We start from the raw sequence: 15,457 nt of genomic DNA on the forward strand, positions 1-15,457 counted from the left end.
AAGGTTGACGCCGAGTACCAAAGGGCTCCTCCCGGCTAACAAAACTGCCCACTGTCCCCTGCCAACTGCCCACTCACAATATGATCAGCCAAGCTCAGCAGGATGTTTGTTGTCTCATGGGGCAGCCCGTGGCGGGAAACCCGCGGCATTATATGCTGGAGGCGGCCTTCGCCCAGGCAGACCTTGATTGGCGATTTCTCACGTTCGAGGTTATTGAAGACGACTTCGTCCGCGCATTGGACGGCGCACGCGTGTTCGGATTTCGCGGGGTGATGCTCGCTCCGCCGCATCGAGAATCGGCCCTGGAATTGGTCGACGATTTGACAGACCAAGCTCGCGCGAGCGGCTCAGTGAATTGCTTGCAGCTCACCGAAACGGGGCTGGTGGGTCACAATACGGAGGGATCGTCACTCAAGAAGCTGGCTGAGCAGACGACTTATCTGGACGGCTCGTCGGTGGTGATCTTGGGTGGCGGACGTTGGGCGCGATCCATCGCTGCGGAGATGGCACTCGCCGGCGTCGAAGAACTTACGCTCGTCTATCAAGATGTGGAACCACTCCAGGAGTTCGTGAACGAGCTGGTCGAACAAACGCCGCTGGCGAATTGCTTTGTGGCACCGTGGCCAGCGGGCGAGCCGTTGGAGATTCCCGAGAATTGTTCACTATTGGTCAACGCCACCAAGATTGGCCGCATGGCACCTGAGAAACCGTTGCCGATCGTGACCGACAGCCTTTCGCCAAGCGTGACGGTCGCCGACGTGGTGTTCAACCCGATAGACACCTGGCTCTTGCGCCAAGCTGCGGAGCATGGTTGCCCCACCATCGACGGGCTTACGCTTCTCGTGGAACAGGCTGCCGCTGCTTTTGAAATTTGGACGGGCCAAGCTGCGGATCGCGATGCGATGCGAGATGCCGTTGAGGAGTTCTTGGCGTTGTGACAACCTCATTCCCACGCTCCCGCGTGGGAATGGAAGCTCCAGCCGCTCCTGCGGCAATGAGGCTCTTACCGATTTGCACGAGAGATTGAGTGGCAAGACTTTCAAGCTAGTAGTGACGCAGGAGCGTCACAATCGTGCGTTCCCACGCGGGAGCGTTGGAACGAGGTTACTAATGAAAACACTCTTCATCACCGGTACCAACACTGAGGTTGGCAAGACGCACGTGGCGGCTATGCTCGCTCGCTCGCTGGTTGAGCGTGGCACGAGAGTCGGGATCTACAAGCCAGTCGCGAGCGGCTGTCGGAAAAAAGATGGTGAGCTCATAGCCGACGATGCGGTGGCCCTCTGGGAAGCAGCCGGACGTCCGAGCACCCTCGAGCAAGTCTGCCCACAGAGGTTCACTGCCCCCGTTTCTCCGCCAACCTCCGCGGCATTGGAAGGGAAGTCGGTCGATGCTCGGCTGTTACGCACGGGTCTCGATTATTGGCGTGAGAACTATGAGGTTACGCTTGTCGAAGGCGCAGGCGGACTCATGTCGCCGTTGTCGGAAGAAGACTTCAATATAGATTTGGCCCGCGAGTTGGGCGGGCCGATTATCATCGTTGCGGCCAATCGACTGGGCGTGATCAACGCGACGCTGCAGACGATCATCACGGCAAAGACGCAAGCGGCAGAGTGCCCGATAGCGGGCGTGGTGCTGAACCAAGTTACACCCAATGAAAATGATGCAAGCCTGGCAACCAACGCCATAGAACTAGCTGGGCAACTTCGATCCGTAGGCAATGTTACCCTGCTGGCGAGCGTAGGGTTTGGCGAGGAGCGGTTCGCGGAGCCGATCGACTGGGGCTCGCTACTCGTACGAAACCAATAGCCGCAGTGCTGGGCACTGCTGGTTGTCGCTCTTCAAGACACAAGTACTACGTGGCCGCCGTCACTTCAGCCGCGGGCTCCCCCAGGCGAGCTTCCGCTTCGGTGGTGTCAACCTCCACTCGCAAGGTCGCGCTCCAGCGGCCATCTGCGTCGGGGATCACTACCCAGTGCGGTACAACGGCTACCGATTGGTGCACCAGCTCGAAGCCGCCTTCCGATTGGCTCACCGTTTCCACGGGGTAAGTCCACACATTTGTGGGGCGTTCAAAGGTCAGCCCGATGCGAATGCCCAGCCAGTGATCCGTCAGCGCTAAGCCCGAAGTCCCTTGGAGATTCAACTGCGTACCCAGCTGTCCCAGTTGATTGCCGTCAGTGTCGGTAAAGTACCGATCGTCCGCACCCGAAGGCAAGCCGGCAAAGTTGAACTCGGGGGCCAAATGCAAGCCAATGTCGCTGGGCACATTCTCAAGGAGGTAGGCGATCTCCAGCGTCGAGCCCTTTGCGTTAAGCGTAATGCCTTTGGTAAGCTTCACCTGCCGACCAGCCACGCTTCCTTCACGAGTCATCTGCAATTGAACCCGCCCTTCGCCGCGACGAAGTTTCGATTCGTACGTACCATGGACAAAGTTGCCCATTTCCTCAGCAGTGCCAGAAACGACGTCGTCGAAGTTTACATCGTCCGCATAGAAGTGATCGACTAGCGAGTTGCGGCGAAACGAATCATAGCCGAGCCGTTCTTCGAGGCCTTCCTGCTTGAACACGATACGATCGTGAATACTGGCCGCGCCGTCATCGCCTTGGTTCGCGCCCTGCAAGACTTTGCGATGGTAAGCTTCGGGCCGGCGAGTGAGCGTGGCCCCTAGGTTGTGGCAGATGCTATTCACGTCCAGCTCATAAATTTGGCCTCCATCGGCGGGGGCAACTAACGCCATCAGGCGGCTGTTGGCGAGGCGCACTTCAGGGCGACCATCGAGGTTGTAGTCCTCGGTAGTGACTTCGACCCACGAGTCATCTCCACTTCGCCAGCCGCGACCTTCCGCCTCGTCCAGTAGATTGTCTGCGGCTATGAGCTTCTCAAACACAGCATTGCGCAAATGTGGCAAATACGTGCCACCGAACGCACCGTGCCAGTAGCTGCAATTACATTGCCCACGGTACAGTTCCAGGCGGGCCTGTTCGATGAGTTGTCCTTCCGCATTGTCGCCCTCACCTTGATTTGCAGCCACTTGATGCAAGCGGCGGCTCACCATTTGCATGCGGGCATACATGGCGTTGGTCTCGGGGTACTTCACCTTGAAGTTCCGCCAGTAGCCGCCGCGCACGAATGGTTGAATGGCATCCCACTTGCCGGCATCTTGCAAGTCGTGCTGCGCATCTTCGTACTGGTTAATCTGTGCCGCTGGCAGCGACCACTCGGTCATTTCTCGATAGCTTCCCTCGGGAATATAAACCTTGCCCAACGGCGGCACGCTTTCGAGTGCCTCAGCCGGGGTCGTGACTTTCAGCCAGTCGCTGTTCTCCTGCAGTGCTTCAAAGAAGCGTCCCAACCAGCCATTCTCGTAAACATGCTGTTTGGTGCCGGGCCACGTGCCAAACTTTTCGCCATCGTCGCCAAATACCATGATTGCCCCGGGGCGGCGCTCGGCAACGCTACGGAGGTAATCGATCGTTTCTTGTGGCTCTTGAAACGGCAGCAAGTAGCGAAGTTTTTCACTGCCTGGGAACACCCGTAGCAAGTGACAATCGTCTTCAGTGACGTAGTAGCCATCAAGCTGCTCGTCCGCGAGGCCCGCATTTTTGAAGTGGAAATCGTCTAGCACGGTATACTCCATACCCCCCTTGACGATATCGGTTGTGAGCGACTGTTCCCACACGCGTTCCGGCATCCACATGCCGCGTACGTTCGCGCCAAGACGATTCTCTAGCCACTGGCGATAAGCCACGATTTGGCCCACACGATCACGCGGAGGGATCATCGGCAAAATCGGCTCCATGAGCGGGCCGCCCACGATTTCAATGCGACCGGTAGCAACCAGCCCTGACAACCGATCGACGTATTCTCCGTGGTGCTCATCGAGCCACTCCATGAGCGAACCGCTGGTGTGCAGAGCAATTCGCAGGCCCTCGTAACGCTCGAAGACATCGAGAAATGGTAGGTAACTATCTCGATAGGCCTGCTCGAACACGCCGTCGAAGTTGCCGACGGGCTGATGGTTATGCAGGACAAGTACGAGTCGAAGGGGTTGATTCATCATGAATATCTGGTGCGGAAAGGCGTCTCGTTAGGGAATCTCTGCCGGTGTGAGCTGTTGGGGTGGTCACAACCACGGCAACGACCCTCATAGCATTGCGTTTTTCACCGATTATCGCCAGTCGTCCCGTTCCCAAATCGACAAATCCGGCCCAGTTAGCAAGGAAATCTCGCCTCAAGATCGGCAAGAACAGCGCGGCCGACGAAGACTACCCAACTTACGAGACTCCTAGAGTGCCGCCGAGCCTCGTAGAACGTGACGATACCGATTGCTAGCCCGCGAGCTACGCCTCGCGCGGAGAAGTGGAGAAAAGTTTACCGCGCGAGGCGTAGCTCGCGGGCTATTCATGCCGATCGAGGGCACCAGAAATCATTCAAATGCATCGCGAAGTTGCTCCGCGGCCACCTCCGGCAGGACCGTATTGACCAGCACCCCGCTACCGAGTTCCACGCCCGCGAATCTCGCTGTTCTCGGAAGTAGCCGCCAGTGCCAATGGTAGGCTTGCTCGTCGGGGTCGTCCGTCGGTGCAGTTGTCGGGCTGGTGTGCAGCATCAGGTTATAGTCAGCCGTGGGGAGCACTTTCCTGACAGCTTTCTGCATGCCTAGCAACGCGCCGGCTAACTCGTCGATCTGCACTGCCGGCAGCTGCTCGAATCGGGCTGAGTGCGTGCGGGGCAACAACCAAACCTCATACGGCCGCCGGGCAGCGTACGGACAGATAATGATAAAATTTTCTGTGGCGCCAACGAAGCGATCTTGGGAGGCTGCTTCTGCGGCGATTGTTTCGCAGAAATAGCAGTTCCCGTGCTGCTTCCGTAAGCCGCGGGCACCTGCGGCCTCACGTGCAAACCCCAGCGGTACGAAGCTAAAAGCCATAAGCTGGCTATGCACGTGTGCTAGCGTTGCCCCAGCGGTCGGTCCAGAGTTTTTGAAGAGGGCGACCGACTCGATGTTCTCTTCTGACAGTCGTGCCCGGAAGCGTTCTAGCTGCAGCCGCAGAATCAAACTCCACTGCTCGGCATCAATCAGTGTTGCATCGACGAGGTGTTCAGGAGACTCAACAAACACTTCCTGCGCACCTAGCTCGCCAGTCAAAGCGGGATACTTATTGGGCACCACGCGAACCAGCCAGTTACCGTGCAAGTCGCAAATTTCTCCCAGCGGGGTTGGAGTCTCCGTCTCGTTGCCGACACAAAACGGGCAGGTACCCGCGCTCGCTTGGGCGGTGGCAGCTAGCTCCGGCTGAAAATCCTGCGGCCGCCGCTCTCGATCAGCTGCCATCAGCACCTGCAAGCCCGTCAGCGGATCGATGCGAAGTTCATTCATAGTGTTCTACTCGTCCCGTCTCCTTGTTCCCGCCGCTCCTGCGTGGGAATGAGGTTTGTTTTTAGTAGAGATAGAACAGGAAGAAGAAAACCCCAATCGCAGCCGCACCAACAACGCCCCCCCCAAGCGCACCCAAACAGTGCAGCAATAGCAGGGAAAGGAGCAACCATCATCACCACCGTCAGCGGGTTCCCATAGGGCGAACCAACTCGTGCTTGATGCAATCTTCGTATGGCCGCACAGCAAGAAAACATCACGGCTATCCAGAAAGTTGCAATGAGTACGTTGCTGACCTGGAACTGAAAGCGATACTTTTTCATGCAGGGTAAACCGGTGACGACGACCTTCGGCCCAAGGAAAATCACCTTCCCTGGATTAATGGTTAAGCTTCAAGTCTTACTCTGTTCTCTCCGCTTCCTCCTGTTCATCATCCGTACTGATCTTCTCTCATTCTCACGAAACCGCTGCAAGCTTCCGCGCCATCACGCGCTCGTAAAGCTCGCGGTACTCCGCGGCACTGCGATTCCACGACCAGTCTTGTCGCATGCCGGCATTCACAATCTTCGCCCAAGTGTCCTGGCTATTGTACAAGCCACATGCGCGGTGCAAGGTTTCACTCAATGCATAGGCGGTGTAATCATAAAAAGTAAAGCCGGTGGCCGTGCCGTTTTCGATCGTTTCTTTGTGAGCGTTCACAACGGTATCGTTCAAGCCGCCCGTTTCTCGCACGACGGGCACCGTACCGTACTGCAAACTATACAGTTGATTGAGCCCGCACGGTTCGTACTGACTGGGCATGAGGAACATGTCGGCACCTGCTTCAATCACATGAGCCAGCTCGTTGGAGAACTCCAATCGCACGGCAATGTGCTCCGGAAATTGCTGGGCCAGTTCACCCAAGAGCGTGTGGAACTTCGGGTCGCCTGTGCCGAGGACCACCCATTGGGCCTCGATCTGCTGCTTTGCCCAGTCTCGCATCACACGGGCAATCAGATCGAAGCCCTTTTGATCGGCTAGCCGTCCCACGGCTGCCAGCAAGGGCACATCGGCACGCTCGGGCAAGTCCATGCGGCGCTGCAGCTCTGCCTTGCATTGGGGCTTGCCCTGTTGCCACGTGTCGGCATTGTAGGTGTTCTCCCCAAGGAATTTGTCGTTGACCGGGCTCCAGGCAGAGTAGTCCACGCCGTTGATGATGCCCGACAGGTCTTCCCGCCGACTTTGCAATATGCCATCAAAGCCGCAACTCAGTGGCGGGTCGAGGATTTCCTCGGCATAGGTGGGACTCACTGTCGTTACCGCATCCGCGAACGCGATGCCCGTCTTCAGGAAACTCAACTGGCCGTAGTATTCCATCTCGTGATGGTTGAAGTGCTTCCAGTCAATGCCCGTGAGCGCCATGTCCCAGTGCCAGAAGTTCCCCTGATAGGCAAGGTTATGAATCGTCATGACCGAAGGTAACTGGCCCAACTGGGGATGATCCGCGTAAACGGTCTTCAAATATGCCGGCGCTAGGCCAGCCGTCCAGTCGTGCGCGTGAACCACATCGATATCGAGCCCCAACCGTGGAATCGCTTCCAGAGCGGCCCGGCAGAAGAAGGTGAATCGCTCGCTATTGTCGTCGTAGTCCTCGCCCGCTTCGTTGTAGAGTTCGGGCCGGTCGAAGTAGTGCTCGTTCTGCACAAAATAAACCGTGACGTCAGGGCTGTCTTCCGAACTTTGGGGCAACCGTCCGCGCAGGTAATGCCCGGGCACCATCTTTTGCCCTACAGGGATCTCGAAATGCACGTCTGTGGGCTCGATCTCCAGCCCAGCGGCGTAAATTGAACGAAACGCTGGGAGCACCAGCGTAGCGCGCACTCCCTGCGAGGCCAACGACTGCGGCAAGCTGCCACACACGTCGCCCAAACCGCCGGTCTTGCTGTAAGGAGTTGCTTCGCTGGTGATGAAGAGTACGTTCACGAAATCTCTTGAAGTTGGTTAGAGTTCTCAGGGACTATTTTGAACCACAGAGGACACGGAGAGCACGGAGTTTCTCAGAGAATACTTAAAGGCGGATATTGAGCAGACAGATTGAATCTTGCGACACTCACTCATTTTCTCCTTGTCCTCTGTGGTTCAAAACATTGTGGTATCTCTTCTCAAACAGCCTGCCCCACGACATCGCCAATAGCCTCGGCAACATATTTCAAATTTGTCGGCGTGAGCCCGGCTACGTTGATTCTTCCAGAGCCCACAATGTACACGGCATGCTCGTCGCGGAGCGATTCGACCTGCTCCTTGCTCAGCCCGGAAAATGAGAACATCCCGCGTTGTTGGGTGATGAACGAGAAATCTCCAGGCACGCCGGCTTCCGCCAAGCCATCGACAAATCCTTGTCGCATGTTGTTAATGCGCCGTCGCATTGCAGCCACGTCGGCGATCCACTGTTCACGGAGTGTTGCGCTGCGCAAAACCTTGTTCACGATCTCCGCACCGTGCGCAGGCGGATTGGAATAGAGCCGGCGGATCACGGCGTTTAATTGGGTTTGCAGGGCACTGGCGCTCTCTGCCGTCTTCCCGACAATCGCCAATGCGCCGACTCGTTCGCGATAGAGACTAAAATTCTTAGAGAACGAACTGCACACCATCAGCTCTGCACCCTCAGTCGAAAAAGCCCTCAGGCCAGCCGCGTCTTCTTCGATGCCGTCGGCAAAGCCTTGGTACGCGAAGTCCAGCAACGGCAGCACGCCCCGCTCTCGTAACACCGAAGCGATCTCCGTCCACTGCTGGCCGGTGGGGTCCACTCCCGTGGGGTTGTGGCAACAGCCGTGCAATAGGACCACATCGCCGGCGGGAATTTTCTTAAGCGCGGCCAGCATCCCTTCGTAATCGAGTCGGTCGTTCTGCGAATCGAAGTACGGATACTTCTTCAGCGGAAGCCCACAAGCGTTAAACACATTAGGGTGGTTCGGCCAAGTGGGATCGCTGTGCCAGAGAGTCGCTCCCGGGAGATTCGCCTTGATAAACTCCCCCGCCACACGCAGAGCCCCCGTGCCACCGGGCGTTTGGGCGCTAGCGATACGTTTCCCCTCGATCACTTCGTGCCCGCTACCGAAGAGCAAGTCGCAAACGGCCTCGCGATACTCAACCAGTCCGGGGATCGGCAAGTAGGACTTCGTGGCCGCTTCAGCTGCAAGCTCGGTAGCTGCCGTACGCACGCAGTCGAGGATCGGAGTCTTGCCGTGCTCGTCCTTGTAGACGCCCACGCTCAGGTTTACCTTCTCGGAGCGAGGATCGCTGTTAAATGCTGCGGTCAAACCCAGGATGGCATCGGCCGGGGCCGGTTCTATTTGTTCAAGCATCGTTCTGTTTTTTTAGCATTGTGGTGGGTCGTTTTTCTGCTCAACCAATTATCATAATACGCGTTGGCCCGGATCGTCCCGATGCCGAGCAAGCGTGCTCTAACCGACGGATCGACCGCGGGTCGCGGACGGCGAACAAGTCGGCAGTCCTAAGAAGTCGGCAAGCGGAGTGACTAACTAGGTGGCTTACATTCATCCACGAACGGTTTATCATAAGGTGGCTTGCAGCCCGTTCCTAGTCCGTGATCTGTTAGCCTGCCACTCCCACTTCCGCCCTCCCCTTCCCGCCTAGTATATGTCCCGCCCTACTACTGATGGTCCTCGCGTTGGAATCTGGCTGATCGGCGCCCGTGGCGGCGTGGCGGTCACGAGCATTGCCGGGCTGATTGCCCAACAGCAGGGCCTTGCCGATGGCACAGGCCTAGTGAGTACTTTGCCGCCCTTTGCCAATTTGCCGCTGGTCGAGTGGAACAATCTAGTCGTCGGTGGGCACGACATTCGCCAGGCGCCGCTCATCGATGAGCTGGAGCGCCTGCACACCCAAAGCCGGGTACTTTCGCCGGCACTGGTCGAATCTTGTCGGGAGGAACTGGCAAAGATCGAGTCCCGCATTCGCCCCGGCACGCTCTGGAACGTAGGCACCCGAATCAAGCAACTGGCCGAACCTGCTGCAGCGGGTCGGTCTTCAGATTCGGGAATTAACAACGCGAAGTCGGCAAGTGACGTGGTCGCCGCGGTTCAAGCGGACCTCGCGGCATTCAAGGAGGACAACGCACTTGAACAAGTCGTTGTCATCAACCTCGCTTCGACCGAGGTAAGCCCCGAGGACACCGACGCTTGGCCCGCGACTTGGGACGAACTCAAAATATCTCTGCCCACTGCCGACTGCCCCCTGCCTGCTAGTTCCTTGTACGCCATTGCGGCCCTCGATGCAGGCATGCCTTACGTCAATTTCACCCCGTCGCTGGGTTCCGCGCTGCCTGCACTCGACGATCTTGCGCACCAACGCGGCACGTGCCACGCGGGTCGCGACGGCAAGACGGGCGAGACACTCATGAAAAGCGTGCTGGCCCCCATGTTTGCTGCCAGAAACCTAGAGGTTATGAGTTGGGTTGGGCACAATATCTTCGGCAATCTCGATGGCAAAGTGCTCGACGACCCGGCCAACAAGCAGTCGAAGCTCAGCAGCAAAGGCAATCTGCTGGGAGATATCCTGGGTTACGCCCCACAATCGCACATCTCAATCGAGCACATCGAAAGCCTGGGCGACTGGAAAACCGCCTGGGACCACATTCACTTTCGCGGATTCCTCAATACGCCGATGACGCTGCAATTCACGTGGCAAGGTTGCGACTCACTACTGGCCGCCCCGCTGGTACTCGACCTGGCACGCTTCACGCTTTTGGCTCGCGAACGGGGAGAAACCGGCACGCTCGATTTCCTCGCCAGCTTCTTCAAAAGCCCACTGGGCGAAGGCGATCAAGCGTTTGCGGCACAGTACGAACGCCTATTGGCGTGGGTCAATTCATACTCTGAATAAGACCACTCAATTCCGCCGCTGAGTTTGCTCCGCACTGTGGCCAAGCTCGGATCAAGCTCGGCGGCGAAACGTCGGACTGACCATGTCTTCTCCAAACCAAAAAGAAACTTGGGATTTCTTTACAATCCGTATTGAGCAATTCGCGCAAAACTGCTTCAATGCGCGCCTAACGCAAAACAAACGCTCCCAACACAGACACTCTTGGTTGATCAAGACAAGAACAACGAAGACCTCAGACGCTCCCCCCGAACTTTCGTGCTCATTTGAAGACACTGCTATATCTCAACTACTGGCTCTATCATTGCAACTGCACGGTTAAGCAAGACTGTACGGTTTGCCCGATCATCGACTCTAGGAACGCTTCCTAGATAGACGCTACTCAGTTGGCTCTTCCAAGCCTCATCGGCACCCGGGAGAAGAGCTTTTTACAAGGACCAGGGTGCCATTTCCCCAGGAAGGAGCCAACATCATGGCTGCAGCAAAGAAGACCGCAAAGCGCGGTGCCGCAAAGACGGCAAAGAAGTCTCCGAAGAAACGCGCAACGGCTAAGAAGTCGACTGCTAAGAAGTCGCCTAAGAAGAGGGCCGCTAAGAAGGCGACCACCAAGAAGGCCGCTAAGAAGAGCCCCAAAAAGAAGGCTACTAAAAAGGCAGCGAAGAAGTCGACCGCCAAGCGTACGACGAAGAAGTCGCCTAAGAAGAAGGCCGCTGCAAAGCGCACGACCAAGAAGTCGACCGCTAAGAAATCGACCGCAAAGCGTTCGCCCAAGAAGACAACCGCCAAGCGCGGCCGTCCCGCGAAGAAGAAATAGTCTTCGCGCGAAGCAATGGTACCTAACGACGCCCCAGCCTCCAAAGCTGTGGCGTCGTTTTTTTGTGGGCACTCTTAAAAGACCCTACTGGCCCCGCCGAGTGCCTTCTGCTCACTTCCCTCCCGACGTTGACCATTTCCAGGGTGCGTGTTAGCTTAATGGCTAGAAAAAACAAATAAGAAACACTGAAAAATGCCTTCAATTAACCAAAAGTGACCCTTCCGTTGTCCTCTTCAAACGATTCTCAGGCAAACGATACGCCTGAGCCACCCCCACGGTTTGCTGACCTGGGCCTTTCCGAAACCATGATGGCCGCCCTGGAGCACGTCGCTTACGAAACGCCCACTCCTGTGCAGGCGGGCGTCATACCCGTAGCGATCACTGGCGCGGATGTGCTCGGGCAGGCTCGTACCGGCACCGGCAAAACGGCTGCTTTTGCGATTCCGATTCTCGAACGTATGGACCAGCCGCGCAAGAGTAAGAAGCCGAGAGCCATTGCGCTTGTGCCCACCCGAGAACTGGCCGTGCAAGTGCGCGATGAAGTCGATCGCCTGTCACACGGTCGCAAGCTGAAGACCGTAGCCCTCTACGGCGGCAAGCCGATCAAATCGCAAATCGGTCGGCTGGAACGGGGTTGCGACTTTGTCGTCGGCACGCCGGGCCGCGTGCTCGATCATCTCTCCCGCGGGACGTTGCAGCTCGACGAGCTGGAAGTGATCGTGCTCGACGAAGCAGACCGCATGTTGGACATCGGCTTTCGGCCGGACATTGAAAAGATCCTCCGCAGTTGCCCGAAGGACCGCCAAACACTCTTGCTGAGCGCGACGGTCGCGCCCGCGGTGGAAAAACTCGCCCAGCGCTACATGCGCGACCCCACGATCATGGACTTCTCGCCCAAGGGCAAGTCGGCCGACACGATCGAGCAGCGTTACTTCACGATCGAGCAAGAGCGGAAGTTCGACTTGCTCGTGCGACTGCTGGAACGTGAAAAGCCAGAGCAAGCGATCATTTTCTGCCGCACCAAGCGGGGGACCGATAAAGTGCATCGCAAGCTAAGTCGTAAAATCAAGAATGCGTCTTGCATCCACGGCGACATGGCCCAGAATGTGCGTGATCGTGTGATGAAGGCTTTCCGCGCTGGCGAATCGAAGCTGCTGGTAGCGACCGACGTCGTGGGGCGTGGCATTGATGTGACGAACATTTCACACATCATCAATTACGATTTGCCTCAGTCGTCCGACGATTACGTGCATCGCGTGGGCCGCACGGGTCGCATGGGTCGCGAAGGAGTGGCTTACTCGTTCGTCACACCCGAACAGGGTGGCGAGCTAACTCGCATTGAGATGCTGATCAACAAGTTGCTCGAACGCGACGAAATCGATGGCTTCCAAGCAGTCGCCCAAGCTGCTCCGCCTGCTGAAGAGGCAAAGTCCGACGATCCCGAAAAGCCGGCACCACCCCCGCCACCAGGACGGCGCCCGAGGAAACGGCATCGCCGCGGTCTGTAGGGTCCGCTGTGCGGACCTTCGTAGAAGACTACAAGTATTTTCAATGTCGCCGCTGCGCTTGCTCCGCGATACGTGTGCAAACGGCGCCCAGCCTGTTGGTGCGCACAGATCTTGGTCCGCACAGAGGCCGTGAATTTTTCTCAACCGGGCCTGAGGTCCTAGTGCTCGGGGGTTCTTTCTTGAAAGGTTGGTTGTGTCGTTGTTAAACACCCCTGTTTGCTAAAGTTGCTTGGGATGCTGACGACCCGATGGCGTTGGCATCCTTGCCTGATCATCACAAGCTTACCCGGTCGCTTGCCGCCGTAAATCAAGTGTTCTCTGGAAGTTGTGCGCTAGTGCCTGCCATAAACAGATCGCTCTGGCTTTCAGCAACCCTCGAACCGGGAACTGACCCAGCCCCCGATTCCGACAGCCGGCGTTGGGGAACTCAGCAGTCGCACTGCGCTGCTGATAGATCTCTTTCGCTGTGGAAGTGCCCATCCGGGCACGCCACCGCTTGACCTCTTCGCTATCGCCTTTCACCGGAGCAAACGGGTCGATCCCCTTGGACTCCTTACGTGTTTGCTCCATGATCGGCAGGTACGTTGTGATACCCGCCTGCTCAAGGGCAGTAATGTCGTCCAGCTTCACGAAGCCCCCATCGGCCAGGTACTGCTCGGGAGCCTGCTGGTAGCGCCGCTCAAGTTGATCAATCAAGGGCTTCATCTGACCACCGTCAGTCCCCGCATTGACCACATCCACACCAGCAATCACCAGCGTATCGGTCGTCGTCGCAAACTGTACGTTATAGGCCGGACGAAAGCCCCCATCGGCCATCTTCATCTTGCGTGCTTCGGGGTCGGTGGTCGAAGCGCGTGCTTCGCTACCAGAACCCTTCTTACGACGCTCCATTTTCGGAACGAGCGTTTCACGCTCTTCTAAAGCCGCTTCAATACGCTCCTGCCGCTCACGAGCCGCACGCACCCGTGCTGCCTGTTCACGACGGTTCTCAACCCCGACATCTTCTTCGCTCTCCCTCTGAAGTGTTTCCAGATGTTGCTCCGCCTGGGCGAGGCATTCATCGAGGGTGGGCTTCCTGCGGAAGGAACTCGAACTGGCCGATGCGCGAACACGCATCCCGTCTTGGGCCAGGCTGTTGAGTTCAATGAGTCCCTGGTGCAGCAGCGTGGCCACGCTTTGAGTGAGCAGGTCGTCGAGAAACTCATGGTGTTGGGTGCGAAAGTCGCTCAGCGTATGGTAATTCACGCTCACTTCGCCACAGATCCACAGGTAAGCCAAGTGTTCTTGGCAGAGCTTAGCGAGTCGACGAGCGGAGGTGACTCCCTCGACGGTGGCGAAGAGCCACAACGAGAGGAGAATCTTTGGATCGATCGGATTGCGACCAGCATTCCCATCCACCGCCTTAATCTTCTGATACAAGAGCGTCAGGTCGAGTCCTTCCACGTAGGCCCAAATCAGTCGCGCTGCGTGATCTTCAGCAAGCAAGTGATCGAGTGCGAGCGGGCGAAACTCGATCTGTCGTCGCTCAGCACGCTGAAAACGGGCCGTGCCGGTCTGTGTGGTACGTTCCATCAAGAACCTCCATCGCAAAGCATGTTAGAATCAAAGCAGTCACCGATTCTAAATTCTTAGCTGCCGAGTAGGTGGCTGAATAATTCACAAGCTCACAGCGGACCCTACTTTGTGGTAAACTCATCGCGTAAGAACTCTGCCGCCGCGTCCCACTGTTGGGCCGCCTTTTGAAAATCGACCTCCATGGCTCGCACCGTCTGCGGCGATTCGACGCGCGGCGAGTTCCTTACCGCCGGATTCAAGGGAATCTGTGCACTCGCACCTTCGGCAAGCATTTCCTCAACCTTTGGTGTGAGAAGAAACTCCACCAATCGCTGTGCGTCTTCCTGGTGCGGCGCTCCTTTCACCAAGGCAATCGTGTTGGGAATGAACAACGTACCCACCTCCTCGTTGCCCTGGTCGGGATAGACAATCGTTACCGGTTTTCCTGCGGAGAGCTCGATCAACGCATCGTCGGTATCGGTCAGCCCGAAAGCGATCTGCCCACTGCCCACGGCAAGGGCGACCTGTTTATTGCCGCTGAGGATCTTTGCGTTCGCAGCGACTTGGCTGAGGTATTCTTTCGCGCGATCTTCCCCCCAAGCGGCGAACAGGCAAGCGGCGTGGGTAGCCGTCGTCCCCGCTAGTGGCTTAGCGATGCCGCAGCGGGCTTTCCATTTTGGGTCGGCAAGAGCAAGGATTGTTGTCGGTCGTTCTTCCTTTGGAATAAGCTCCGTGTTCACCAGCAGTACCCGCGCCCGCGCAGCCAACCCATGCCAGGTATGTTGGGGTGAACGATACTGAGCGGGAAACGCATTCGCATTCTTTGCTGCGTACGCTTGCAGCAACTCCGCTTGATCAAGTCGCAACGTGTTCACGACTTCGTTATTCCAAAACAGGTCGCAACGTGGACGTGCTCGTTCTGCGAGGATTGCCTGCGTGAGACCGACTGTCTTGGTGGACTCCGTATCGAATTTCGCGCGCACTGCAATTCCCGTTTGGCGCGTGAACTCATCAAATACCGGTTGCGAGAAGGGCTCGTCTAGCGCCGTGTAAACAACGACCTCACGCTTCTCTTGTGGCACACATCCGATAAAAAAAAACGCCGCTAGTAAAATCAGGCTCCACGTAGAGGCGCGTTTTCGCAGAGGTATTCTGGGGTGTTCTTCACGCATCAAACTTGCTCCGAAAGTAGCTGGGATCACTGATAAATGCTAATTATGACCAATTTCATTGGCGATAATCAATTTCAATTAACATTCCTGAGTTCCAATTGGCTCCGCGGAATCTCTGCGTAGAGCAGGAGACGCAAGAATTGCT

General features: G+C 57.1%; 11 protein-coding genes. 5 read left to right on the forward strand and 6 right to left on the reverse strand.

Annotated elements, in window-relative coordinates; translation table 11 throughout:
* Window positions 1-80 precede the first annotated feature (80 nt).
* Complete coding sequence (locus HG15A2_RS21200; protein ID WP_145063086.1) at window positions 81-938, forward strand: shikimate dehydrogenase family protein; 858 nt, start codon at window positions 81-83, stop codon at window positions 936-938.
* A gap of 172 nt (window positions 939-1,110) precedes the next feature.
* Window positions 1,111-1,809 carry a dethiobiotin synthase gene (gene bioD, locus HG15A2_RS21205; RefSeq protein ID WP_145063088.1) on the forward strand — a complete coding sequence of 233 codons (699 nt, stop codon included), beginning with the start codon at window positions 1,111-1,113 and terminating at the stop codon, window positions 1,807-1,809.
* A gap of 46 nt (window positions 1,810-1,855) precedes the next feature.
* On the opposite strand, the gene HG15A2_RS21210 is transcribed toward bioD, so the two are convergent.
* From HG15A2_RS21210 to HG15A2_RS21225, 4 genes are all read right to left on the reverse strand, one after another.
* A complete protein-coding gene (locus tag HG15A2_RS21210) occupies window positions 1,856-4,060 on the reverse strand; it encodes an alpha-amylase/4-alpha-glucanotransferase domain-containing protein (protein ID WP_145063090.1) in 2,205 nt (734 codons plus the stop codon).
* Window positions 4,061-4,429: 369 nt separating this feature from the next.
* Window positions 4,430-5,386 carry a galactose-1-phosphate uridylyltransferase gene (locus HG15A2_RS21215; protein ID WP_145063092.1) on the reverse strand — a complete coding sequence of 319 codons (957 nt, stop codon included), beginning with the start codon at window positions 5,384-5,386 and terminating at the stop codon, window positions 4,430-4,432.
* Window positions 5,387-5,839: 453 nt separating this feature from the next.
* The gene (gene glgA, locus HG15A2_RS21220; RefSeq protein WP_145063094.1) at window positions 5,840-7,345 is read right to left on the reverse strand and encodes a glycogen synthase GlgA; all 1,506 of its coding nucleotides are present in this window, start codon (window positions 7,343-7,345) and stop codon (window positions 5,840-5,842) included.
* Window positions 7,346-7,524: 179 nt separating this feature from the next.
* Window positions 7,525-8,727, reverse strand: coding sequence for an amino acid aminotransferase (locus HG15A2_RS21225; protein WP_145063096.1), 1,203 nt, complete (start codon window positions 8,725-8,727; stop codon window positions 7,525-7,527).
* A gap of 295 nt (window positions 8,728-9,022) precedes the next feature.
* On the opposite strand from HG15A2_RS21225, the gene HG15A2_RS21230 reads away from it, so the two are divergent.
* The 3 genes from HG15A2_RS21230 (at window position 9,023) to HG15A2_RS21240 (ending at window position 12,586) form a co-directional block, all read left to right on the forward strand.
* The gene (locus HG15A2_RS21230) at window positions 9,023-10,267 is read left to right on the forward strand and encodes an inositol-3-phosphate synthase (RefSeq protein ID WP_145063098.1); all 1,245 of its coding nucleotides are present in this window, start codon (window positions 9,023-9,025) and stop codon (window positions 10,265-10,267) included.
* 469 nt (window positions 10,268-10,736) lie between these two features.
* Window positions 10,737-11,078, forward strand: coding sequence for a hypothetical protein (locus HG15A2_RS24320; protein WP_218932154.1), 342 nt, complete (start codon window positions 10,737-10,739; stop codon window positions 11,076-11,078).
* Window positions 11,079-11,302: 224 nt separating this feature from the next.
* Complete coding sequence (locus HG15A2_RS21240; RefSeq protein WP_246117821.1) at window positions 11,303-12,586, forward strand: DEAD/DEAH box helicase; 1,284 nt, start codon at window positions 11,303-11,305, stop codon at window positions 12,584-12,586.
* Window positions 12,587-12,868: 282 nt separating this feature from the next.
* On the opposite strand, the gene HG15A2_RS21245 is transcribed toward HG15A2_RS21240, so the two are convergent.
* Window positions 12,869-14,158: an IS1182 family transposase gene (locus tag HG15A2_RS21245; protein ID WP_145056780.1), complete on the reverse strand. Its 1,290-nt coding sequence runs from the start codon at window positions 14,156-14,158 to the stop codon at window positions 12,869-12,871.
* 104 nt (window positions 14,159-14,262) lie between these two features.
* Window positions 14,263-15,312, reverse strand: coding sequence for an extracellular solute-binding protein (locus tag HG15A2_RS21250; RefSeq protein ID WP_145063100.1), 1,050 nt, complete (start codon window positions 15,310-15,312; stop codon window positions 14,263-14,265).
* Window positions 15,313-15,457: the final 145 nt, after the last annotated feature.

Origin of the sequence: Adhaeretor mobilis (genome assembly GCF_007741515.1) — a bacterium.
Classification (GTDB): Bacteria; Planctomycetota; Planctomycetia; order Pirellulales; family Lacipirellulaceae; genus Adhaeretor; species Adhaeretor mobilis.

What these genes read in the sequence shown, in the direction of transcription:
- HG15A2_RS21200 (WP_145063086.1), top strand. Translation starts at nt 81, where the DNA reads ATGATCAGCCAAGCTCAGCAGGATGTTTGTTGTCTCATGGGGCAGCCC.
- bioD (WP_145063088.1), top strand. Translation starts at nt 1,111, where the DNA reads ATGAAAACACTCTTCATCACCGGTACCAACACTGAGGTTGGCAAGACG.
- HG15A2_RS21210 (WP_145063090.1), bottom strand. Translation starts at nt 4,060, where the DNA reads ATGAATCAACCCCTTCGACTCGTACTTGTCCTGCATAACCATCAGCCC.
- HG15A2_RS21215 (WP_145063092.1), bottom strand. Translation starts at nt 5,386, where the DNA reads ATGAATGAACTTCGCATCGATCCGCTGACGGGCTTGCAGGTGCTGATG.
- HG15A2_RS21225 (WP_145063096.1), bottom strand. Translation starts at nt 8,727, where the DNA reads ATGCTTGAACAAATAGAACCGGCCCCGGCCGATGCCATCCTGGGTTTG.
- HG15A2_RS21230 (WP_145063098.1), top strand. Translation starts at nt 9,023, where the DNA reads ATGTCCCGCCCTACTACTGATGGTCCTCGCGTTGGAATCTGGCTGATC.
- HG15A2_RS24320 (WP_218932154.1), top strand. Translation starts at nt 10,737, where the DNA reads ATGGCTGCAGCAAAGAAGACCGCAAAGCGCGGTGCCGCAAAGACGGCA.
- HG15A2_RS21245 (WP_145056780.1), bottom strand. Translation starts at nt 14,158, where the DNA reads ATGGAACGTACCACACAGACCGGCACGGCCCGTTTTCAGCGTGCTGAG.
- HG15A2_RS21250 (WP_145063100.1), bottom strand. Translation starts at nt 15,312, where the DNA reads ATGCGTGAAGAACACCCCAGAATACCTCTGCGAAAACGCGCCTCTACG.